Source organism: Polynucleobacter kasalickyi, from assembly GCF_900176405.1.
Classification (GTDB): domain Bacteria; phylum Pseudomonadota; class Gammaproteobacteria; order Burkholderiales; family Burkholderiaceae; genus Polynucleobacter; species Polynucleobacter kasalickyi.
This window is the reverse complement of sequence record NZ_FWXJ01000001.1, coordinates 46,895-69,336: the sequence shown is the minus strand read 5'-3', so window position 1 is coordinate 69,336 and position 22,442 is coordinate 46,895. Positions and strand designations below refer to the sequence as shown.

Below are 22,442 nucleotides of genomic sequence, written 5' to 3'. Positions count from 1 at the left end.
TGTATTTTTTTTGCCAAGTCATTGTTTTAAAACAAATTTTAATTGATAATGATTCTCAATACAAATTAACCTAGGGATTATCCCTAGTTAATCTTGAATTTTCTAAAAAATTTGCTTTTATTTATAGCGGCTACCGAGTAAAGATAAGAATTCACGACGCAAATTGAAATCTTTTAGAAAGACGCCACGCATCACGCTATTGAGCATTTTTGAATCCGGATCTTTGACTCCGCGCCACTGCATACAGAAATGATCTGCGTCCATGACCACAGCAATCCCAATCGGTTTGATACGTTTTTCTAACAGATCTGCTAACTGGATCACCGCCTCTTCTTGAATTTGCGGTCTACTCATAATCCAATCAGCAACGCGGGCATATTTCGATAAGCCAATCAGGTTACTATCTTTATTTGGCAAGACCCCAATCCAGACCTTCCCCATAATTGGACATAAATGATGAGAACAAGCACTTCGTACAGTGATTGGTCCAATCACCATTAATTCATTTAACTGGGAAATATTAGGAAACTCTGTAATCGGAGGCATTTCTTGATAACGCCCCGCAAAAACTTCCTTCACAAACATCTTGGCCACCCGTTTGGCTGTCTCTTGGGTGTTGTGATCACTCACCGTATCAATCACCAAACTCTCTAAAACGCCTTGCATCTTTTCAGCCACTTCAGCTAACAAAAGATCTTCATCTCCCGGCTCTAAAAATTGTGCAATATTGTCATTCGCATGAAAGCGTTGTTTCGCTTTAACAATTTTTTCACGAATTTTTACGGACACTGGAATACCAATATCTTCTTTAGTAAGTGCTTTTTTGCTGGATGCTTTTGGTGTAGAGACTAATTTGGTTGCGACTTTTTTGGTCAGTTTTGTTGTCATATTTAAATTTTCAAGTTTAGTAAGGCTTCTTCAGCACCACCTCAGGTGTGGGGACATCAAAACATACTCAAATAAGACTTTATCAGTATTTACAAAAACTTTCAGAGCACCTATACAACTTCAATAGCGCCTAATTCGCATTATTTTGGTTTATTTTTTTTGCCAATCTTGGTTTCTTTACCATTCAATAAATTGATAATATTTTGACGATGACGCCAAGTCAGCAAAACACCAATCAGTAAAATCGCGGTACAAAGGGGTTGCAAACCAAAGAGTAGCGCAGCATAAAACGGTGCGAAGGCAGCGGCTGCCAATGCCGCTAATGAAGAATATCTGAAGAAAAATGCCACAATGAACCAGGTAGATAAAGTAGCAATCCCTAAAATAAAATTGACCCCAAACAGAATACCGCAGGCCGTTGCCACGCCCTTCCCACCTTTAAAACCATGAAAAATGGGAAATAAATGACCAATAAAAACGGCAGCAATTACACACGGTAAAGCCCAGTCGATTTGCGTACTCGTTTGTAACCAATATTTCGCCAGCATTACTGCAAGTAGCCCTTTAGTCGCATCACCTAACAAGGTCAACATCGCGGCTTTTTTATTGCCGGTTCTCAAGACGTTCGTCGCACCTGGATTACCGGAACCATAAGTATGAGGATCAGGGAGTTGCATGAACTTACTCACGACGACCGCAAAAGAGATAGAGCCTAACAAATAAGCACCCACAATCAATGTTACGGATAAAAATAAAGTCTGCATTTCTGTTGTCATAATGAACTACCCTCTAGGGTGGTGATGTTGATGAATATTTTTTAATCTCTCGCGCGCGACGTGGGTGTAAATTTGCGTCGTAGAAATATCGGCATGCCCCAATAATAACTGTACTACGCGTAAGTCTGCCCCGTGATTTAATAAATGCGTAGCAAAAGCATGCCTTAAGGTGTGTGGCGAGAGGTGTCCTTCAATCCCTGCAACAACGGCGTAGCGCTTAATCATATACCAAAACGCTTGTCTCGAAAGATGCTCACCCGTGTATCTACCAACAAACAAATAATCACTAGTCTGATTACCCAAAATCTTGGCACGCGCCTCCTCCACATAGCGAGTAATCCACGCCGCTGCCTGAGCGCCAAAGGGGACTAAACGCTCTTTATTGCCCTTACCGCCCATAATGTGCAGGACGCCTTCATTGAGCCTGACGTGCAAGAATTTAATCATAATAATTTCTGAGACACGCAAACCACTTGCATACATGAGCTCTAACATCGCGCGGTCACGCAGTCCGAGTGGCTCCTCTACATCAGGAGCCAATAACAACTGTTCAATCTGATTTTCTGATAGGCTCACGGGTAGGCGCATCAACTGCTTGGCTTGCCGCAGATATAAACAGGGATCTTCAGTTAACTTGTTTTGACGGATACAGTATCTAAAAAATCGTTTAAAAACCGTTAAGCGTCGATTGGCAGAGCTCGCTTTATCCGCGCGTTTAGCCGCCATAAACGCCGTAATTTCTACCTGGGTCGTTGCTAAGATCGACTTCTGATGGTGTACAGATAAGTAGTTGGCAAAGATTTCTAAATCACTCCGATAGGCATCGAGGGTATTTTTCGACAAACCATTCTCCAACCACAAAGAATCGATAAAATGCGCTATCTCATCTAGGCTATGCCTTAAAATAATTGAATTATTATTTTGTGTTGAAATGGATGAGTTAATTGTTTCGTTTGCCATCACCGCTGTTTGTCGAATCCAACTTAAAAATAAACACCACTAAATACAAAATAATGCTGTAGGGCATCCATAGAACAAAATATTACGAGACACTCACTGGACACGAAGTCCAATCGATTAAAACTTTGAATACTGCACTTATTTTACTTCCTGATTTTATTCTCATGATCTTTGCATGGGGGTTAAACCGTTATACCTTTCTGAATCGCGAAATTTGGGTTGCTTTAGAAAAGATTGTTTATTGGATTTTATTTCCTGCGTTACTCATTTCTTCTGCCAGCCGCGCTAAATTAGTCTGGACCGATAATATCCCTATGTTGCTACTATTAGGCGGTGGGATGACGCTCATGGCACTGTTAGCTTATAGCGCCAAATGGCTCTTGCGTCCTGATCCAGTCAATCATCATTCGGGTATCCAAACAACTTTTAGATTTAATACCTTTATTGCTTTTGCAGTTGCTTTGCGCCTTGGGGGTGAAGACGGACTTGCCTTGATGGCCATTGCAGTAGCTAGCCTCGTCCCATTATCAAATGCCCTTTCGATCATTTCCTTATCTAGAAATTCGAAACATAGTGTGGTGCTAGAACTCATCAAAAACCCTTTTGTGATCTCAACGGTCTTAGGGCTTTTACTCAATTTGAGTCACATCACCTTGCCCGATTTTATTCATTCCAATCTACAACGGATGGGCAATGCTTCCATCACGATTGGACTGATGACCGTAGGAGCAAGTTTGGCTTGGGTTGGAGCAAAAAAAGATATGGCTCTGGTGTTTTTTTGGACCACCATCAAATTGGTGATATTCCCCTTATTCACCTTTACGGTTGGGCATTTACTTGATTTACCAAAAGCGCAACTGATGACTGCGGTCATCATCTCCTGTGTGCCAACGGCCACTAGTGCCTTTGTTATGGCAACCCGAATGGGTGGTAACGGTGCTATCGTCTCTTTTACGATTTCCGTAATGACCGTTTGCGCGGCCTTTACCATCCCATTTTGGATTGCCTTAGTTCAAGCCACTTGACCGGGTGCCGAGCAAAGCGGAGGCTTAATCCCGGAAATTATTGAAGTTCAAGGGAGACTCAGAGACATCCTTACGCAACAGCGCCATCACCGCTTGTAAATCATCCCGTTTACCACCCGTAACTCGTACTGCATCCCCTTGAATACTCGCCTGAACTTTAATTTTGCTATCTTTAATAATTCTTACAATTTTCTTGGCTAAATCCCCATTGATGCCTTTTTGAATATCAATGAACTGTTTGACCTTGTCCCCTGAAATCTTTTCTTTCTTACCATCTTTTAAGAAACGCACATCCACATTTCTTTTCGCCATTTTATTCAGCAGAACATCTTTTACCTGCGCAATCTTAAAGTCATCATCCGCAAACATCGTTAATTGCTGTTCTTTCATTTCGACTCTAGCATCAGAACCTTTAAAGTCAAAGCGCGTACTGATTTCTTTATTTGCTTGTTCTAAGGCATTTTTTACTTCAATCATATCTGGCTCACAAACCACATCAAAAGAGGGCATGAAATTCTCCTATTCATCATTTAATAAGTAATAATATCCTTCTGTGCAGATTGAATCCAATTTTTCTCTCCAAAAACTAAATTCTTTTGGTTTTTTGTCCTATGCTGAATATTTTGTCAGCGTAGAGGACGAGCACGCTTTATCAACAGCGATTGAATTTGCGCTCGAGAAAAAAATACCATGGCAGGTCCTTGGCAGCGGTAGTAATGTCGTTTTACAAGAGTTTTTACCAGGGCTGACCATCCACATGGCAATTTTAGGCAAGAAACTGGTCTCTGAGTCAGCAACTCATTTTTATATTGATTGTGGTGCTGGTGAAAGTTGGCATGATTTTGTGCAATGGACCCTTGAGTCAGGTTATCCTGGTCTAGAAAATTTAGCTTTGATTCCAGGGACTACTGGCGCAGCACCGATCCAAAATATTGGTGCTTACGGGGCAGAAGTTGCCGGCATGATTGATTCCGTTGAGGTCTTAGATACCAAATCCCTGCAAAGTACTGAAGCGAATTTCGCGGGTGATCTGAGTACCCAACAAAATTGGCAAGTCATTCCCAAATCTGAGTGCCAATTCGCCTATCGTGACAGTATCTTTAAGCGTGAACTACCCGCTTATGTTGTCACCCAAGTACGGTTCGCAATTCCCAAGAAGTGGCAAGCGAACTTAAGTTATGCAGAACTAGCCAATTTTTTCCTCCACAATAAGTCGCCCACGCCATTAGAAATTTTTGAAGCGGTGATTGCGATTCGGAGCAGAAAGCTGCCTCACCCCAAAGTACTTGGCAATGCTGGGAGTTTTTTTCATAATCCAGTGGTAGATCTTGCGACGCATCAGCAGCTAAAAGAGCAATTTGCTGGTCTGGTTAGTTATCCGGCACCAGATCACTTTGGTGAGAAACAATTTAAATTGGCGGCCGGCTGGTTAATTGATCAATGCGGCTTAAAAGGCTACCGAGCTGGCGATTGTGGCGTTTATGAAAAACAAGCATTGGTGCTTGTAAATTATGGCAACGCTACCGGTTCAGAAGTATTGCAATTAGCAAATCACATCAAACACTGCGTTTTAGAAAAATTTGGTGTATCTCTTCACCAAGAGCCGATTAATTTACCTAATGGCAAGGTTTAGTCAGATTTAAATTACATCATTTCTTTTAATCATTTATGTCAATCTTTTTAGGCTCACATCGTCAACCACCTATGTTGGGGGATGAAATCGACGAGGGGCATATTGCCAACCTTACCCAATTTTTGATTTTATATTGCTGCAATTTAATTTATTGAAGAGATTCAATCAACTGAGATCTCAGTTTGCATCTTTCTGGCTCTAGATGAAAATAGAGAACTGCCTCCAGTTCATCCAAATTCTCTGAGGAAGTTCTTTATTCGCTAAGATTTGATTCTGAAAAACGATTTAATTCAAGAATGTCGCGCATTAGCCGCTTAGATGGCAATGATTGCAGACCTCGGATTATATTTTTCTTCGTCCCTGACATTCCTTAAACAATTAAATTATTTCGGAGATATGCTGTTTTGCGGCATCGTTAATACCCATTGCCCCAATGATATATTTACGCAATCTCTCAAAGCGACCCAAGCGAATCATATCTCTAGGAGCAACATCTCCGAGTAAAGGATTACGTGCACGGAACCAAAGAGCAGTTTTCTCAGGATCGCCGTTAAAAACTTTTGCAACCATATTAATGGTGATACTAATTTCTTCAAGGTGATTACGAACTTGTTCAGGAATGGCATCATCATATCGCACTGATTTAACTGATACAGAAGCTAATCTGGAAACATCCTCTCGATTTAGATTGAGCATTTCAGGGACTCTTTTAGCATCAAAGTTTTTTCCAATACCAAAGTTAAGTGTGTCCTCTCTAACATTGTCAAAAAGACCAAATGGGAGTTTAACCTTATCAATTTGAGCGTTTACTTGTTTAGTTTTCATGTTTTTTAAATTATCCAATTAGATTAAACCAATTTCTCACCATTTTTAAACCATATTTAAAACACATATTTTGAGAATGGTTATTTCTCAACTTCATCTTCAAACTTTCTTAAATTTCACCTTACTGTATTGGAGATAAACTGAGAAAGTATATTTTTAATAACTCCTATTACTTATTAAACTTCTATAGACTTTTTAAACAACAAAAAAGGACTGCCGAGGTAAATCGACAATCCTTGTTTGTACAGCTATTTTGTAACTAGAGTAACTTAACTTCTCTTCAACTATTTACTTTCAATCGAAGCAATTAAGTTACCTAACTTCAATTAAGCAAAGTTTGCTGCCACAAAATCCCAGTTCACGAGATTCCAAAATGATTCAACATATTTTGGACGGGCATTACGGTAGTCAACATAGTAAGCATGTTCCCAAACGTCACAAGTTAACAATGCTTTTGCATCTGTTGTGAGAGGAGTTGCTGCATTGCTAGTAGAAACTAAGTCTAAAGAACCATCTGCTTTTTTCACTAACCAAGCCCAACCTGAACCAAATGTACCGACTGCGCACTTGGTAAATTCTTCTTTAAACTTGTCGAATGAACCCCATTTTGCATTAATCGCGTCAGCTAATGCACCTGTTGGAGCGCCACTACCTGCAGGCGTTAAACCCATCCAGTAAAAAGTGTGGTTCCACACTTGAGCAGCATTATTGAAAATTCCGCCAGAAGATTTCTTGACGATCTCTTCTAAACTCATGTTTTCAAATTCAGTACCTTTTTGGAGGTTATTGAGGTTCGTTACATAAGTTTGATGATGTTTGCCATAGTGAAACTCTAAAGTTTCTTTAGAAATGTGTGGTGCTAATGCGTCTAAAGCATAAGGTAATTGTGGTAAAGCGTGTTCCATGTGATCTCCTAGGGTTAATTCAGTCAAATTTCAAAATTCAATAAATTCGTATTGTAAGATTGTAAGACGATTTCAAGACAGTTTCACAATCAAGCCAAAATTTCATCTAACAATTTGATTTTTATTCGCTTTTATTCACCAAAGTAGTGACCTCAGCAAACTGTACCTGCGTACTTCCCTGCGCCATCTCGATGGTGTAAGAGTGTTGTACTTGCAACTGCCGAGGATTTCTGACGGGTTTACCGTTCTCTAACACTAAGGAATACCCTCGCTCTAGCGTCCGATCCGGGCTTAATGCCTCTAACTGCATTTTTAAATATTGTGATTTTGAAAACTCTGATTGATATCGACTTTGCATTGTTAATTGAATGCGCTGTTGATATTGTTCGATGACTTGTTGTTCTGTTTTTAGGCGCTTTATTGGGCTAATCGCATCAAGTCGACTCTGAAAATAGGTGACTTGCTGATGAGAGGACCTTAATTTTTCATTCACTGCACGTACCAATCGATTATTGAGAAGGGTTTGTTGCGTGCGCATTTGTGCAGGATTCGGAATCGAATGGTTAAGGCGTAACAGCAGGTGATCTAAGCGTTGGGCTTCAGTATCGAGGCGTTGACGGGTCAGGCGCGCCATTCTGTCGTTGATTCCGTCTATGTTTCTGAGGAGCTCCAAACAATCTGGTGCGGCTAATTCTGCCGCCGCAGTAGGTGTTGGTGCACGTAAGTCGGCAACAAAATCAGCAATCGTAAAGTCAGTTTCATGACCCACCCCAGAAATAATGGGAATAGGACTTTTGGCAATCAACCTAGCTAGCTTTTCATCATTAAACGCCCACAAATCTTCGATACTACCCCCACCTCTTACCAATAAAATGACATCAACTTCATTTGCGTCTTGCGCTCGTTGCAAGGCCTTGATCAAATTCGCCGGCGCTTCTGCTCCTTGTACTAAGCTCGGATACAAAATAATCGGAATAAAGCTAGCACGACGTTCTAGAGTCGTCAGTACGTCCTTGAGAGCTGCTGCCTGCGTCGAAGTAACGATACCAATTGCCCTGGGAATTTTAGGAATTGGTTTTTTATGGAAGGGGTCAAATAAGCCCTCAGCCTCTAATTTTTGCTTTAATTTTAAAAATGATTCAAATAAAGCACCTGCACCGGCCTTCCGCATGACTTGCACATTGAGGTTAATTTCTCCTCGAGGAGCATAAAAATTCACTTGTGCGGCCACTTCAAGCTGATCGCCATCCCGAGGGGTAAAGTCGACACTGGCATTTCGACCACGAAACATCACGCCATTAATTTGACCCGACTCATCTTTTAACTTGAAATACCAGTGACCACTCGGATAGCTTTTAAAATTGGAAAGCTCCCCTTTGACCCATACAGTACCGAAATTTGACGTGATAAAGTCTGATAAAAACTGATTGAATTCACCAACACTCAGGATTTTGCTACTATTTTCCATATTTTTTCGTCAACAATCTAATGTTTATAGGGGTTTGAGAGCAATAAATGTCCACAGGCTTAAGCACAGACTAGTTGTCAAGAGGAGATTCTTATTAAATTTTATAACAATCAAGTTAAGTTATTGTTTTAAAACAACTTTATAATATTATAGTGATAAACCCTAACAGGAAAATCCTTACTATTCAACCAATAAATTTTTTATTTTAAAAAGTTTTGCACAGGGTTATCCACAGGCAAATCATGTAAAGTATCGATATGTTAACAATTATCCTCGCCACTGGCTGGCCAATTTGGCCACTCCTGCTAATTTCTATTATAGGTCTTGCAATTTTGCTTGAGCGCACTTGGTTTTTACAAAAAAAACGGATTGCCCCTGCCCACACCTTAGATCACGCACTCACTTTAGCGATTCAAATTCAGGATAGCAGCACCTCATCCTTGTCACAACAGGAGCAAACTCAACAGATGACTCAATTAGCAACAGAGTCTATCCTAGGAAAAATATTAGCGGCTGGCTTAAATTCTATCTCTGTAGCTCAAGATCAATTGCAGTGTCTCGAAGCGATGCGCGAGGTAGCGGGTCCTTGTATCAAACAACTGAATCAATATCTGAATGCTTTGGCCACCATCGCCACCTTAGCCCCCCTGATGGGATTATTTGGCACTGTTTTAGGCATGATTGAAATTTTCGCGAGTCAAGGTGGCACTAGCAACCCTACGCAATTAGCCCAGGGTATTTCAATGGCTCTTTACAATACTGCTTTTGGTCTACTCATTGCTATTCCAGCGATTGCAGGTTGGCGTTTCCTGCGCGGGTTGGCCAATGATCGTCAGGATGAGTTAAATGCAGCGACACGTTTATTTATCAAAGCAAACTTTGCAGATTAACGATTTTTATCAACTATTTAGGATACTAGCCCCAAGTGTTATCGCATCGACCGCTACTTGATTCTGCACCAGGGCAATCCGAAGATGGATCACTCCATCACACGCCGCCAGAAATCAACCTGATTCCGTTTATTGATGTGTTACTTGTCATCCTAATTTTTTTGATGATTTCGACGACATTTACCCAATATCAACAACTGTCCATCAACTTACCCAGTGCCCAAGGGGTAACGAATCATACGGTAATGAAAGAAATCAAAATTGCGATTAGTAAAGAGGGACGCTATGCCGTGAATGGGGTAGTCGTCGAGATCGATCAATTAGGCGCAAAAATAGAGCAACTTTCGAAGCAATGGGATCCGCCAGTGATGAAAGATAGCGACTCCAACAGCGAGGCGGAAAGAAAAAATGGTCGAATCATTATTTCCGCTGATGCGAAGGCTTCACATCAATCGGTCATGTTTGTCTTAGAATTAGCGGGTCAGGCCAATATCACCCAAGTTGTCTTTGCCACTCAGGATGCAAATTCAGTGAAATCTAAAAAACCATAAACTTTAATTTCTGAACACTCCATGCGCCTTCACGCTCCTCGCTTTTGGGAATCCTCCAATGTCATTAGTTGGCTATGGTTGCCCCTTGCAGGGATTTATGGACTCATTACTTGGTTGCGGGTTTTAGCCTATCAAATTGGACTTTTTGCCCAAACAAAGCTGCCAGTCCCCCTCATTATTGTGGGCAATATTCGGATTGGTGGCACCGGTAAAACGCCGATTGTGATTGCCCTTGCTAAAGCATTGCACGCTGCTGGTTTAAAACCCGGCGTGATTGCGAGAGCATACCGCGCACAGAGCGATCAAGAACCTATTAGCCAAGAGGTTCTTCCGCATCACTCCGCCCAAGAAATCGGCGATGAGCCAGCCTTAATTGCTCAACAATTAGCACCATACGCTATCCCGGTTTGGGTTGGTAAAGCGCGCGGACGAACTGCACTCCATTTATTGAAAGCACATCCCGAGTGCGATGTCATCATCAGTGATGATGGCCTGCAACATTACGCACTGAGCAGAAAACCAGCCAGAGAAGGTGGTCACGATATTGAAATCGTGGTGCAAGATTCTAGGGGGGTAGGTAATGGTTTTTTATTACCGGCAGGGCCACTGCGTGAAATCAGCGCACGCCCTCGAGATTTAACCTTACAACTCACCCAACAAACGCGTCAGCAGTTCGATGGCGAACCTTACTCCGGTGGTTTTACAGCAGTTTTCGATACCAAGTCGCCACAAACCATCACCACGCAAATGGGTCTAGCCTATCCGCTGGTGCCGAACGCAGAGCATACTTCATCCCAATCGTTGATACAGTTGGCTCATTGGATGGGGAAACAGCATGCTGATCAACGTGTGGGAGCATTAGCAGGCATCGCCTTTCCTCATAAATTTTTTATGCCGTTGAAAGAGTATTTTCCTAATTTAAAAACAATTTCACTACCGGATCATGCTGATTTCAAAGTAAATCCTTTTGACCAATTTCCAACAGACATCTATCCATTGATATTAATTACGGAGAAAGATGCCGTAAAATGTAAGGCATGGTTAGATTCTAGAGTATGGGTTGTGCCATTAGAGGCAACTATTAGTGAACAACTATTGAATTGGATAAGCGCTATCCTACGCCGTGGTGATCAACATCCCCTGAAGAAAGAGTAATGTGATGGAAAAACGTTTTTTGAACATTTTAGTTTGCCCTAACTGCAAGGGCTCTTTACGTTTTGACGAGAGTAGCTCTGAATTAATTTGCGATCTTGATAAGTTGGCATATCCCGTGAAAGAAGATATTCCGGTCATGCTCATTGATCAAGCTAGACAAATTGCGCCAAGTTTATCTTGATGCTAGCAGTGAACATCTCCCCAAAAATCTCAAGCTTTTATCAATAGTTATGTCCAGCCCATTCCGTGTCATCATTCCTGCTCGTATGGCTTCTACTCGGTTACCAAATAAACCGCTAGCAGACATTGGTGGGGCACCCATGGTAATTCGAGTTGCGCAACAGGCACAAAAAAGTTTAGCGACCAGTATTGTGATTGCAACCGATTCGGTCGAAATTGAAAGTGCCTGCCGTGATTTTCCGTTTGAGGTCATCTTAACCAAAGCCACTCACCCAACTGGTACGGATCGTTTGAGTGAGGTGGTATCAATTTTAGGCCTTACTGACCAAGAGATTGTGGTCAATGTGCAAGGAGACGAACCTTTTATCCCGCCTGAACTGATCAATTTAGTCGCAAGCTCCTTACAGAATAACCCGCACTGCGCCATTGCGACTGCTGGGATGCCAATTGCAGATATAATCGAGATAAATAATCCCAATGTTGTAAAAATCGTACGCAATCAAAAAGGTGAGGCTTTATATTTTTCTAGAGCGCCAATTCCTTTTCAACGAGATGCTAATACTTTCTCTGATGCGGTAAGGTGTCTTCGTCACATCGGGATTTATGCCTATCAGGCGCACTTTCTAAAAGCCTTCGCGCAATTAGCACCTGCCCCTATCGAACAATGGGAAGCGTTAGAGCAACTGAGGGCGTTGTGGTATGGTTATTCGATTGCTGTAGAAATTTCAGCTCAGATGCCACCTCTCGGTGTAGATACCTATGAGGATTTAGAAAAAGCGCGACTAGAATGGAACAATATTAGTAAGTTTTCTAGTTAATACGTCATTATTGCAATCAAAGAGGAATTAACATGAGATTAATTTTGTTAGGTGCCCCCGGTGCAGGCAAGGGAACGCAAGCAAAGTTTATTTGCGAGAAATTTGGTATTCCCCAAATTTCAACAGGTGATATGCTGCGTGCCGCGGTGAAAGCGGGTACGCCAATGGGTATTGCAGCAAAAAAAGTCATGGATTCAGGTGGCTTAGTCTCAGATGACATCATTATTGGCCTGGTCAAGGATCGCTTAACGCAGCCTGATTGTATTAATGGCTACTTATTTGATGGTTTTCCTAGAACCATTCCTCAGGCACAAGCCATGAAGGATGCCAGTGTACCGATTGATTTCGTGTTAGAAATTGATGTGCCCTTTGATGCCATTATTGAACGTATGAGTGGTCGTAGAGTGCATATCGCCTCTGGTAGAACCTACCATACCCGTTACAACCCACCTAAAGTGGAAAATATTGACGACGAAACTGGTGAAGAATTAATTCAACGGGAAGATGACAAAGAAGCAACGGTTCGCAAGCGCCTTGAGGTCTATGATCAGCAAACCAAACCCTTGGTTGAATATTATTCTAGCTGGGCAAAAAATGGCGATGCCTCTGCACAGATTTCGCCTCCAAGTTATCGCCAAATCGCTGGTACTGGAACGGTTGAAGAAATTACCACTAAGGTCTTTAACGCATTGGTGTAAAGCTGGCTGATTGAGCCTACTCAGTCAGCTCTCCTAGTGAATTGCCTTGCCGGAACTGACTACATGGACCGGCGTAAAAGAGGGAGTTGCATAGAAACTCCCACTAAGTTATCTGCCACACAAAAAATAATAGGTCTTCATATGAAAAAACTCCTTTTCCTCTTGGGTATATTGGGCAGCTTGTCGAGTTTTGCCCATGACGTCAGTGTCACTCCACCTAGTTACGGTGTATCCGCACGCTCTGAAATATACGCCATTCCCACCCTCACGATTAGTGATTCCCAATTTTTACAAGGGGATTCGCAAGGCAAGGCCGTTACCGTGGGTGGGATTTTGCGATACCCACCGAACCCCACCAAAGTTTCTAGTAAATTACCAGTCGTCGTCCTAGTACATGGCTCTAGTGGCATTGGTGCCAACTTAGATTACTGGTCTAATACTTTTTTAGCGCAAGGTTATGCCACCTTTAATTTAGATAGCTTTACTGGTAGAGGACTGAAAGTCGTCGGTCCGAATCAAGCACAGTTGGGTCGTCTGAATATGATTATCGATGCTTACCGGATGCTAGAAATTTTAAAAGCCAACCCACAAATTGATTCAAGCAAAATTGTTATGATGGGCTTTTCGAGAGGTGGGCAAGCCACCCTATTTGCTAGCAATCAGCGCTTTCATCAACTGTGGAACAAAAGCGGCATTGAATTTGCGGCCTACATCCCTTTTTATGCCGATTGTTCTACGCAATATCTTGGTGACGATACGACTACTGGCAAACCGATTCGTATGTACCATGGCCTTGGTGATGATTACAATCCAGTCGTGCCTTGTCGTGCCTATGTGGCGCGCTTAAAAGCAAAGAATCAAGATGTGGAGTTAAATGAATTTCCATTCGGACCACATGCCTTTGATTCGCCGATTGGTAAAAATCCGCCGGTGCCATCAACCAATGCACAAACTGTCCGGAATTGCCAAATCAGAGAAGAATCTACTGGTCAACTGATCAATCTTGCTACTGGGAAGTTATTCCAATATGCCGATACCTGCGTAGAAAGAAATCCGCATGTAGGCTCTGATGTGGAAGCCACGAAAATTGCCACCCAAAAAATTAGTCAGTTTTTAGAAAATTTATTTAGTAAAAATTAACGCAGCTCTTTGAGTGCGGACTCAAACGATTCGATATCTTCAAAACTTCGGTAAACCGAGGCGTAACGAATGTAGGCGACTTTATCGAGTTTTTTGAGCTCTCGCATGACCAGTTCGCCAATCCGTGAGGTGGGGATTTCTTTCTCACCCAAACTAATGACCTTCTCTTCTAACTGGGCGATTGCTGCCTCTAGCGCTTCCGATGAGACGGGACGCTTGCGCAGCGCAAGGCGCATCGAACCTAGAATTTTGTCTCGGCTGTAATCGACTCGACTACCATCTTTTTTGACTAAGGTGGGCATCGAAAGTTCAATGCGTTCATAGGTCGTAAAACGTTTGTCACATTTTTCGCAACGACGTCTACGACGAACTGCCCGACCGTCCTCAGACACTCTAGAATCTAGAACTTGGGTCTCTTCGTTAGGACAGAATGGGCAGTGCATTAGGGCTGATTACGCTCCGTAGACAGGGAAACGTTGGGTGAGCGCTTCCACTTCGGCACGAACACGGTCAATCGTCTCGGTACTATTGGGTTGATCAAGAATATCAGCAATCCAATTCCCTACCATCACCGCTTCTGGTACTTTGAAACCACGCGTTGTCATGGCTGGTGAACCTAAACGAATACCACTCGTTACAAATGGTTTTTCTGGATCATTTGGAATCGCATTTTTATTGACCGTAATGTGTGCCAAACCTAAAATGCGCTCAGCTTCTTTACCCGTAATATTTTTCGCACGTAAATCGACTAACATCACATGGGACTGGGTCTTACCAGACACAATACGTAAACCTCTTTGAACTAAAGTCTTTGCAAGGGCATCGGCATTATCTAATACTTGCTGCTGATAGACTTTAAAGTCTGGTTGTTGTGCTTCTAAAAAAGCCACCGCTTTAGCAGCAATCACGTGCATGAGAGGACCACCCTGTAACCCTGGGAAAATCGCTGAGTTAATTGCTTTCTCGTGCTCGGCCTTCATGAGAATCACGCCGCCTCTTGGACCACGCAAGCTCTTGTGGGTCGTTGAAGTCACGACATCTGCATAAGGCACTGGATTTGGATAAAGTCCTGCTGCGATTAAACCTGAATAATGCGCCATGTCGACTAGGAAAATAGCACCGACCGCTTTAGCAACCTTCGCAAAACGTTCAAAATCAATGTGCAATGAATAGGCCGAAGCGCCAGCAATAATCAATTTTGGCTTGTGCTCATGGGCGAGACGCTCCATCGCATCATAGTCGATTTCTTCCTGAGCATTTAAACCATAAGACACACTGTTAAACCATTTGCCGCTCATATTGAGAGCCATACCGTGTGTCAAGTGACCACCTTCGGCCAAACTCATGCCTAAAATCGTATCGCCAGGTTTCAAAAAAGCTAAAAAGACTGCTTCATTGGCCGAAGCACCGCAGTGGGGTTGAACGTTGGCAGCATCAGCGCCGTACAACGCTTTGAGACGATCAATCGCTAATTGCTCAGCAATATCAACGAACTCACAACCGCCGTAATAACGTTTACCGGGATAACCTTCAGCATATTTGTTCGTCAGTTGTGAACCTTGTGCCTCTAGCACTGCTGGTGAGGTATAGTTTTCAGAAGCGATTAACTCGATATGTGCTTCTTGGCGGCCATTTTCTGATTGAATTGCTGCCCAGAGTGCGGGATCAGTTTTGGCTAGGTTGTGACTTCTTTCGAACATGTTTGGGTTCCTTGGAGGTTTAAGCTAAAATTTGATGAGACAAACATGATAAAACTTAACGGTTCATCTACAAAAGACCTTTATTTTAATAGTTTTTCAATAAACTGAAATAATTAAGTCAGTTTTTGTCATGATTGTTTGAAAATGTTTAGTAATCTTGCTTTCTACAACAGTTATCCAAAGGTTGGTAAAGCGTGTTTGCAAAGCGTTTAATTTTTTAAATATTACTCACCGTAAGATTCCCTATGCCAGTACAAGAAGATCTATCCATCATCAGTCTCGTAATGCATGCCAGTATTGTGGTGCAATTGATTCTTTTACTATTAGTTAGCTTATCGATTGGTTCATGGTCGATTATTTTTCGTAAAGGTATTTCATTAGGGGCAGTACGTCGTCAAACGGAAGCGTTTGAAAAAGACTTCTGGTCGGGAGGGGATTTAAGTACCCTACTCGAAGCGGCACAACGCAATCAAGGCAAGCATGCCAACTCCTTACAGCGGATTTTTCAAGCGGGGATGCAAGAATTTTTAAAAGGCAAAGATATCGATCCAGCTAGACGCGCCATGAAAGCCGCCTACCAACGCGAAATGGATGCCTTAGAGGCGAATCTACCTTTTTTAGCATCGGTCGGTTCTGTCTCTCCCTATATCGGTTTATTTGGGACTGTCTGGGGGATTATGAATTCTTTCCGAGGTTTAGCCAACGTGCAACAAGCGACTTTAGCGAGTGTGGCCCCTGGGATCGCAGAAGCCCTAGTAGCAACAGCCATTGGTTTATTTGCCGCGATTCCAGCAGTGGTTTTTTATAATCGTAGTGCTTCTGATGTGGATCGTTTAGCGATCCGTTTTGAAACCTTCATCGAAGAATTTACTAACATCCTCCAGCGACAATCGAATGGCAAGTATTCAGCGTAGTTCTAGAGGCGGCAAACGCCGCGCAATGTCCGATATCAACGTCGTGCCTTACATCGATGTAATGTTGGTATTGTTGGTCATCTTTATGGTGACCGCACCCTTCGTGAATCCTGGGGTCGTAAACTTGCCGAGTGTGGGTGGTGCCAAGATACAACCCCTGCCACCCATTTTTCTGAACATCAATGAACGTGAAGAAATCAAGGTGAATGAAAACGGACAAGCAACGAAAACCTTAAATAAAGCCCAGTTAGGTGCTTTTGCCCGTGAGATTGCCGATAAAAACCCTGATCAGCCAATGGTCATTGCTGCCGATAAATCGATCAAATATGAAGTAGTAATGGATGTCATGTCCAATCTAAAAGAAAACGGCGTAAAACGTGTTGGTCTTGCTGTCAAAGGTAAATAATTGATTCTTAAGCGATTCATGCGCCATGCCTGCAACTAAACGGACCTCTCTTCAACACCAAAACTGGGACTATCGGGAACCTGGCGCGAAGAAAGCCTTTTTACTGAGTTTGGCAGCTCATAGCTTCCTGGCACTGATGCTTACGGTAGGTATCAACTGGCGTACTAGTTCAACCCCAGCAGGAGTTGAGGTAGAACTATGGGATGCTCCTGTACCAACCCGCCAAGAGGTGCCTGAGGTGGAAACAGTGAAATCCAGTCCGAGCGTGGACGAGAAAGCCGAAATTGTCATCCAAAAGAAAAAAGAGCAACCTAAACCTGAGAAACCAAAGGCTGAGAAAAAACCAGTCGCGCCACCCTTAACTTTTAAACCCATCGAAAAACCCGTTGAAAAGCCGAAGCCTAAAGTGGAGCCGCCCAAGGTTGAACCTCCAAAAGTAAAAGAATCACCAAAAGCTAAGGCGACCGTTGATTCCGCCAAAGAACAGAAAGAAGCAAAAGCCAAGGCAGATGCGGAAAACGATCGTCTCGACCGAATCGAAAAGTTGCGGGCACAAGCTGGTTCTGAGGGGGGTGGCACTGGTGGGATGATTGGTTCAGGCGTAGGCACTGGAGGGACTGATGCGCCCGGATTTGCGGATAAGGTCCGTAAATTTATTCGACCAAAAATCACCTTTAACCCAGCGAATGTGGTGGGTAATCCAGCGGTCACGATTCAAGTTGAACTTGCACCGGATGGCCGCATCATTAACCAACAACTGATTAAATCCAGTGGCGTTGGCGATTGGGATAATGCCGTCTTAAGGGCGCTCGAACTAGCCGGATCTTTACCAAAAGATGATAACGGTTCAGTACCAAGACAAATTCGATTGATTTTTAGGCCAAAAGACTAAGCGGACAAGCTTTCATTACCTCACAAAAGCATCCTGAGTGAAAAAGCCCTGCTTTTCACTCATTTTTTTTAAGAAGGCAGTTAAAATAGTCTAATAGAGTTTACCAATAGTGGTTATAACTAAAACAGTAGCACTATAAAATTGATCGCCTGGCAGATCAATCACAGCGCAAGTAGTTGAAGAGCATTAGTAAAAAGGAAAAGGTGGTTCGATGAACTCATTGAAGTCGAAATATCGTTTTATAAAAGATCGTAGTACTGCATTTTGCATCCTCTGTTTATGCCTATCATTCGGTATCGCCAAGCCTAGTTTTGCCCAAATGCAAATTGAAATTTCTGGCGTTGGACAATCACAGTTCCCGATTGCAGTTCCTAGTTTTACGGCCGAAAACAACCTTACCTCAAAAGTCACCGACGTCGTCCGCTCAGACCTTGCCAATACTGGTAAATTTTTTAATATTGACCCAGGTAGCACCGTCCAAGGTATTACCGAAAATCCTGATTTATCTTTTTGGACGGCCAGACGTGCGCAGGCCTTAGCGGTTGGTGATGTCAAAGCCCTCGCTGGTGGCATGTTTGAAGTGACTTATCGTTTATATGACACCGTAAAAAAAGAATCCTTAGGTGGCACCACGGTGCAAGTGGGTAGTCAAGATATCCGCCGTGCTGGTCACGCTATTGCGGATGATATCGTCCAACGTTTAACCGGTGAGCGTGGAATTTTCTCTACTCGCTTGTCCTACATTACGAGAAATGGTAAGCAATTTCAGCTCATGATTTCTGATTCTGATGGGCAAAACTCGCGGGTAGCACTCACCAGTATTGAGCCTATCATTTCCCCAGTCTGGTCACCAGATGGCAAAAATGTGGCGTACGTTTCTTTTGAAACAAAAAAACCAGTGGTTTACGTGCATGAGTTGTCGACCGGCAAAAGAATTGTTTTAGCCAATCAAAAAGGCAATAATAGTGCGCCAGCCTGGTCACCTGACGGGACGAAGTTGGCAGTTTCTTTATCCAAAGATGGCAATACTCAGATTTATAGCGTCAATGCCGATGGTTCGAATTTGAAACGTTTGACCAGTGGCTCGGCCGTCGATACAGAACCACAATGGTCAAAAGATGGCAGGTCGATTTATTTCACGAGTGATCGTGGTGGTTCACCCCAAATTTATCGGATGAATAGTGATGGTGAAAGCTTTGGTCCGGCCACACGCGTTACTTTTAAACATAGTTACGCAACTAGTCCGAGAATTTCTCCCGATGGCAAAAATTTAGCCTATATCGCTAGGTCAGGCGGGTTTAAGCTACAGTTACTCGACCTCAAAACAGGTGATGTCGTGGGCCTCACTCAAACCAACTATGATGAAACCCCGACTTTTGCAGCGAACGGTAAATTCATTCTATATGCCACACGGATTGGCAATCGCAATGTGTTGGCGGCAGTCTCCATTGACGGTTCTGTTAAACAAGTATTGAGTATTCCAGGATCAGATGTAAGGGAACCAGCTTGGGGACCCTTTATGAATTAACGGAGTGGACAGCCAAATTTAATACCTTAGTCAAATTGCAAGCCATTATCATTAACTAGTAACGAATAAAATTTTTAACAAAACACTTTATGAAGGAATCTAACATGTCAAATCACTTCTTGTTCAATACCAACCATCCACAGGTTCGTCGTATGGCATTTTTTGTACTCGCCATCTTGACTGTTGGTCTTACAGCATGTTCTTCCGGTGTGAAGTTAGATGATGTCGACGAAGCTGCAAAGAATAACTCAAATGCAGCAGGCAGTGTTGATAGTAAATTTGCGAATCAACCTTGGAACGATCCAAAAAGTCCTATCTATAAAAAGAGTTTTTACTTTGACTTCGATAGTTACACGGTGAAAGCTGCTGATCAAGCCCTGATTGAAGCGCATGCAAAATTTTTAAAAGCGAACAGAAATTATCGTATTTCGATTCAAGGCAATACCGATGATGCTGGAACGAGTGAATATAACCTCGCCTTAGGTCAAAAGCGTTCTGAAGCAGTACGTAAGATGTTAAATTTATTAGGTGTTCCAGATGCGCAAATGGAAGCGGTTAGCTTTGGTAAAGAAAAACCAAAATCACCGAATACAGACGAAGCTGGTCGTGCTGATAACCGTCGTGCTGACATCGCTTATCAATGATCCCTATGTTACGTCTCAAGTTCCCGCAATTACTGGCAGTTGCTGCACTGAGTACTCTTGGGTATCAGAGTACTTCTGCTGCGATGTTCGAAGACAATGATGCGCGTCGCCAAATTAATGTATTAACTGAATCCGTCAAAAACTCCCAAAGAGCTATTTTTGATTTGACCAATTCTTTTGAGCGCTCTGTGCAAGAAAATGCCAAATTACGCGGCAGAATTGAAGAACTTGAAAGAACGGTGGATGATCAAAAGCATAATTTAAAGATTTACTATAGTGAACTGAATGACCGCATCAAACTACTCGAGCCTGTCGGTATTGAGATTGAGGGTGTCAAGGGTAAGGCGCAACCTGCAGAAAAAGAACTGTATGACCTAGCATTGATAGAATTTAAGGATGGTAATGCTGTCAAAGCTGAAGGGATGCTCACCCAGTTTATTAATGCCTACCCCAATAGCCCTTATTGGCCAGTTGCGCAGTATTGGCTATCGGTAAGCAAGTATGCGAGTAAAGACTATAAAGGTTCGATTGCTGCCGGTAATGCTTTAATTAAAGGCTTTCCGGAGCATCCTCGGGTGCCACAAACGCTATTAAATATCGCAAATTGTCTGTTTGAGTCCAATCAAAAGGCCGAGGGTAGAAAAACTTTAGAGTTGTTAATTAAAAGTTTTCCAGAGAGCAAATCAGCAGATACTGCACGCTTAGCGCTGAGCAAAATCAAGTAATCGCTTCTTTTCATAGGTTTTTCAAGATGGATGTTCTTCAACAGTTTGCGAATTTTGCTCCCAAAAAAAAGGGTGATCCTGCGGTTCTTTTACTGTCGGGTGGCCTAGACTCTGCGACCTTATTAGCCTTAATGAAAGCCTTAGGTTACACGCCTTATGCTTTGTCTGTTCGTTACGGTCAGAGACACTCATCCGAGTTAGATGCGGCCGTTAATATCGCGAAGATTTTTGGGGCGCACCGTCATGAAATCATCGATTTAGATCTGCGTCGCTTCGGTGGTTCTGCCTTAACTGACTCTCTGATTGATGTACCGACGAATGGTCAAGCCAACCCTCACCCAGAGCTTGAGGGTGAGATTCCGGTTACCTATGTACCGGCTAGAAATACCGTCCTCTTATCCTGCGCCCTCAGTTGGATGGAAGCATTGGGCGGTAAAGATATTTTCTTTGGTGCCAATGCCGTGGATTATTCTGGCTACCCAGATTGCCGACCTGCCTATGTCAAAGCCTTTGAAGCCATGGCAAATCTTGCTACCCGTATTGGCGTAGAGGAACATTCCATTCGGGTACATGCGCCAATTATTGATCTACATAAATCAGAAATTATTCAACTCGGCGTGGCTTTAGGGGTAGATTATGCAAAAACGGTCTCCTGCTATCAAGCCAACGCTGCTGGGCAAGCTTGTGGCGTCTGCGAATCTTGTCGCTTACGAAAGCTGGGATTTAGTGAAGCGGGAATGATTGACCCAACGATTTACCAAGACAATTCAGGCGCTTAAACAATCCTTTTTTTGTATTTCTTGTCAGACATCTCTGACACTACTTTAGGCAAATGCTTACTCTGTAACCCCCTATTTGCGGAGTTCGAATAGCCTTTAATAGTATCCATGAACCATGGATTTATTCTCATCGAATTGCTGACTGCCCTCATTATTATTTCTTATTGCTTGGGCACGAGTTTTAACTACCTCTTCGCCAGTCAACAGCATTGTAAGCGGCTTTATCTGGAATATGTCAAACACCTAGAACAAGTATCTACGGAAGCAATGCGCTTACAAGCGTTACAAACTCGCCGGAGGAATTCCCCTTGAATCTACTTGAACTCATGCTAAGTGTGAGCCTACTTTCCATCGTTGTGTCAGGTCTAACGCATGCGGTACCCATCTTGCAAAAAAGTTTTTTTGCAGAACGCACCTTGCGAGAAGAAATTGCGCAAGTGGAACAGGTCATCCAAATTCTTACCCGCAGTATTCAACAAGCAGGTTATGAAAATACGCTAAAAGTGCATGGTGGCGGTAAGTCTCAACGGCATGCGATGAAGGCGATTCAAGTGTTTAAACAAGCCGTCTTAACCACAGAGAAGGCTCCAAAATTTTCTGCACCGCAGTCCTATTTGGCTGGTCGTCGGCAAACGGATGCCCTATTGATTCAACATGAAACTGATGGACACTTTGATTGTGTAGGTCGAAAAATTACTGAAAAAAGAACCAGTGAGGGACTGTCTCGAATTGGATTTTTTATCCAGTTTCGCGGCAAAAAGAGCGCATCCGTAGGGACTTTAATGTGTCAAAGTTTAACGAATAAAGGTCAACCACAAAACGATGCCATCCTCACCGGTGTCCAAGATTTTCTAGTAGATCTAGAGGATGGCTTGGTAACCATCCAATTCATCATGGATTCCAATCGACATTACCAAATATCGATTGCCTTACAAAATTAGA

Annotated in this window: 26 protein-coding genes; 17 read left to right on the top strand and 9 right to left on the bottom strand. The window is 42.8% G+C overall.

The features are described 5' to 3' along the window. Positions 1–117 precede the first annotated feature (117 nt). The 3 genes from folE to xerD all read right to left on the bottom strand — a co-directional run bounded on the left by folE (position 118) and on the right by xerD (position 2,624). A complete protein-coding gene (gene folE / locus B8983_RS00345; RefSeq protein WP_084281871.1) occupies positions 118–888 on the bottom strand; it encodes a GTP cyclohydrolase I in 771 nt (256 codons plus the stop codon). A gap of 140 nt (positions 889–1,028) precedes the next feature. Further along, positions 1,029–1,652 carry a glycerol-3-phosphate 1-O-acyltransferase PlsY gene (gene plsY / locus B8983_RS00340; RefSeq protein WP_084282180.1) on the bottom strand — a complete coding sequence of 208 codons (624 nt, stop codon included), beginning with the start codon at positions 1,650–1,652 and terminating at the stop codon, positions 1,029–1,031. Positions 1,653–1,670: 18 nt separating this feature from the next. After that, entirely contained in the window at positions 1,671–2,624 is a 954-nt protein-coding gene (gene xerD / locus B8983_RS00335; RefSeq protein ID WP_084281870.1) for a site-specific tyrosine recombinase XerD, read from the bottom strand. Between the two features lie 125 nt (positions 2,625–2,749). On the opposite strand from xerD, the gene B8983_RS00330 reads away from it, so the two are divergent. Then, the gene (locus B8983_RS00330) at positions 2,750–3,649 is read left to right on the top strand and encodes an AEC family transporter (RefSeq protein WP_084281869.1); all 900 of its coding nucleotides are present in this window, start codon (positions 2,750–2,752) and stop codon (positions 3,647–3,649) included. Positions 3,650–3,673: 24 nt separating this feature from the next. On the opposite strand, the gene B8983_RS00325 is transcribed toward B8983_RS00330, so the two are convergent. Beyond that, positions 3,674–4,159 carry a YajQ family cyclic di-GMP-binding protein gene (locus tag B8983_RS00325; protein WP_084281868.1) on the bottom strand — a complete coding sequence of 162 codons (486 nt, stop codon included), beginning with the start codon at positions 4,157–4,159 and terminating at the stop codon, positions 3,674–3,676. Positions 4,160–4,202: 43 nt separating this feature from the next. On the opposite strand from B8983_RS00325, the gene murB reads away from it, so the two are divergent. Then, positions 4,203–5,282, top strand: a complete 1,080-nt coding sequence (gene murB, locus B8983_RS00320; RefSeq protein WP_084281867.1) for a UDP-N-acetylmuramate dehydrogenase — start codon at positions 4,203–4,205, stop codon at positions 5,280–5,282. 378 nt (positions 5,283–5,660) lie between these two features. Here murB and B8983_RS00315 read toward each other — a convergent pair whose 3' ends face one another. The 3 genes from B8983_RS00315 to xseA all read right to left on the bottom strand — a co-directional run bounded on the left by B8983_RS00315 (position 5,661) and on the right by xseA (position 8,480). Beyond that, positions 5,661–6,107 (bottom strand): hypothetical protein, encoded by a 447-nt coding sequence (locus B8983_RS00315; protein ID WP_084281866.1) that lies wholly within the window; start codon positions 6,105–6,107, stop codon positions 5,661–5,663. A 326-nt stretch (positions 6,108–6,433) separates the two neighbouring features. Beyond that, entirely contained in the window at positions 6,434–7,012 is a 579-nt protein-coding gene (sodB, locus tag B8983_RS00310; RefSeq protein ID WP_084281865.1) for a superoxide dismutase [Fe], read from the bottom strand. 121 nt (positions 7,013–7,133) lie between these two features. After that, complete coding sequence (gene xseA, locus B8983_RS00305) at positions 7,134–8,480, bottom strand: exodeoxyribonuclease VII large subunit (protein WP_084281864.1); 1,347 nt, start codon at positions 8,478–8,480, stop codon at positions 7,134–7,136. 257 nt (positions 8,481–8,737) lie between these two features. On the opposite strand from xseA, the gene B8983_RS00300 reads away from it, so the two are divergent. The 7 genes from B8983_RS00300 (at position 8,738) to B8983_RS00270 (ending at position 13,912) form a co-directional block, all read left to right on the top strand. Next, on the top strand, positions 8,738–9,370 hold the full coding sequence (locus tag B8983_RS00300; RefSeq protein ID WP_084281863.1) for a MotA/TolQ/ExbB proton channel family protein: 633 nt from the start codon (positions 8,738–8,740) through the stop codon (positions 9,368–9,370). A 35-nt stretch (positions 9,371–9,405) separates the two neighbouring features. After that, positions 9,406–9,921 carry an ExbD/TolR family protein gene (locus B8983_RS00295; protein ID WP_084281862.1) on the top strand — a complete coding sequence of 172 codons (516 nt, stop codon included), beginning with the start codon at positions 9,406–9,408 and terminating at the stop codon, positions 9,919–9,921. Positions 9,922–9,942: 21 nt separating this feature from the next. Then, positions 9,943–11,076, top strand: coding sequence for a tetraacyldisaccharide 4'-kinase (gene lpxK / locus B8983_RS00290; protein ID WP_084281861.1), 1,134 nt, complete (start codon positions 9,943–9,945; stop codon positions 11,074–11,076). Between the two features lie 4 nt (positions 11,077–11,080). Further along, complete coding sequence (locus B8983_RS00285) at positions 11,081–11,257, top strand: Trm112 family protein (protein WP_084281860.1); 177 nt, start codon at positions 11,081–11,083, stop codon at positions 11,255–11,257. Between the two features lie 49 nt (positions 11,258–11,306). Then, positions 11,307–12,074, top strand: a complete 768-nt coding sequence (kdsB, locus tag B8983_RS00280) for a 3-deoxy-manno-octulosonate cytidylyltransferase (RefSeq protein WP_084281859.1) — start codon at positions 11,307–11,309, stop codon at positions 12,072–12,074. Positions 12,075–12,106: 32 nt separating this feature from the next. Next, complete coding sequence (gene adk, locus B8983_RS00275; RefSeq protein ID WP_084281858.1) at positions 12,107–12,772, top strand: adenylate kinase; 666 nt, start codon at positions 12,107–12,109, stop codon at positions 12,770–12,772. A 141-nt stretch (positions 12,773–12,913) separates the two neighbouring features. Then, on the top strand, positions 12,914–13,912 hold the full coding sequence (locus B8983_RS00270; RefSeq protein ID WP_084281857.1) for a dienelactone hydrolase family protein: 999 nt from the start codon (positions 12,914–12,916) through the stop codon (positions 13,910–13,912). On the opposite strand, the gene nrdR is transcribed toward B8983_RS00270, so the two are convergent. Together nrdR and glyA are read right to left on the bottom strand one after the other, a co-directional pair. Next, positions 13,909–14,355: a transcriptional regulator NrdR gene (gene nrdR, locus B8983_RS00265; RefSeq protein ID WP_084281856.1), complete on the bottom strand. Its 447-nt coding sequence runs from the start codon at positions 14,353–14,355 to the stop codon at positions 13,909–13,911. The two genes, B8983_RS00270 and nrdR, sit on opposite strands and share 4 nt — an antisense overlap. A 9-nt stretch (positions 14,356–14,364) precedes the next feature. Beyond that, the gene (gene glyA / locus B8983_RS00260) at positions 14,365–15,612 is read right to left on the bottom strand and encodes a serine hydroxymethyltransferase (RefSeq protein ID WP_084281855.1); all 1,248 of its coding nucleotides are present in this window, start codon (positions 15,610–15,612) and stop codon (positions 14,365–14,367) included. A gap of 245 nt (positions 15,613–15,857) precedes the next feature. Between glyA and tolQ the strand changes: the two genes are divergently transcribed. From tolQ to B8983_RS00220, 8 genes are all read left to right on the top strand, one after another. After that, positions 15,858–16,526, top strand: coding sequence for a protein TolQ (gene tolQ, locus B8983_RS00255; protein WP_084281854.1), 669 nt, complete (start codon positions 15,858–15,860; stop codon positions 16,524–16,526). Beyond that, positions 16,507–16,932 (top strand): protein TolR, encoded by a 426-nt coding sequence (gene tolR / locus B8983_RS00250; protein ID WP_084281853.1) that lies wholly within the window; start codon positions 16,507–16,509, stop codon positions 16,930–16,932. Before tolQ ends, tolR begins: the two co-directional genes overlap by 20 nt. Before the next feature lie 25 nt (positions 16,933–16,957). After that, the gene (locus B8983_RS00245; RefSeq protein ID WP_084281852.1) at positions 16,958–17,824 is read left to right on the top strand and encodes an energy transducer TonB; all 867 of its coding nucleotides are present in this window, start codon (positions 16,958–16,960) and stop codon (positions 17,822–17,824) included. Between the two features lie 211 nt (positions 17,825–18,035). Beyond that, positions 18,036–19,352 (top strand): Tol-Pal system beta propeller repeat protein TolB, encoded by a 1,317-nt coding sequence (gene tolB / locus B8983_RS00240; protein ID WP_084281851.1) that lies wholly within the window; start codon positions 18,036–18,038, stop codon positions 19,350–19,352. A 104-nt stretch (positions 19,353–19,456) separates the two neighbouring features. Then, on the top strand, positions 19,457–19,996 hold the full coding sequence (gene pal / locus B8983_RS00235; protein ID WP_084281850.1) for a peptidoglycan-associated lipoprotein Pal: 540 nt from the start codon (positions 19,457–19,459) through the stop codon (positions 19,994–19,996). Positions 19,997–20,001: 5 nt separating this feature from the next. Beyond that, positions 20,002–20,721 (top strand): tetratricopeptide repeat protein, encoded by a 720-nt coding sequence (locus tag B8983_RS00230; RefSeq protein WP_159460769.1) that lies wholly within the window; start codon positions 20,002–20,004, stop codon positions 20,719–20,721. A gap of 26 nt (positions 20,722–20,747) precedes the next feature. Next, on the top strand, positions 20,748–21,500 hold the full coding sequence (queC, locus tag B8983_RS00225; protein WP_084281848.1) for a 7-cyano-7-deazaguanine synthase QueC: 753 nt from the start codon (positions 20,748–20,750) through the stop codon (positions 21,498–21,500). A gap of 308 nt (positions 21,501–21,808) precedes the next feature. Further along, positions 21,809–22,441 carry a hypothetical protein gene (locus B8983_RS00220; protein WP_084281847.1) on the top strand — a complete coding sequence of 211 codons (633 nt, stop codon included), beginning with the start codon at positions 21,809–21,811 and terminating at the stop codon, positions 22,439–22,441. The last annotated feature ends 1 nt before the right edge of the window (position 22,442 follow it).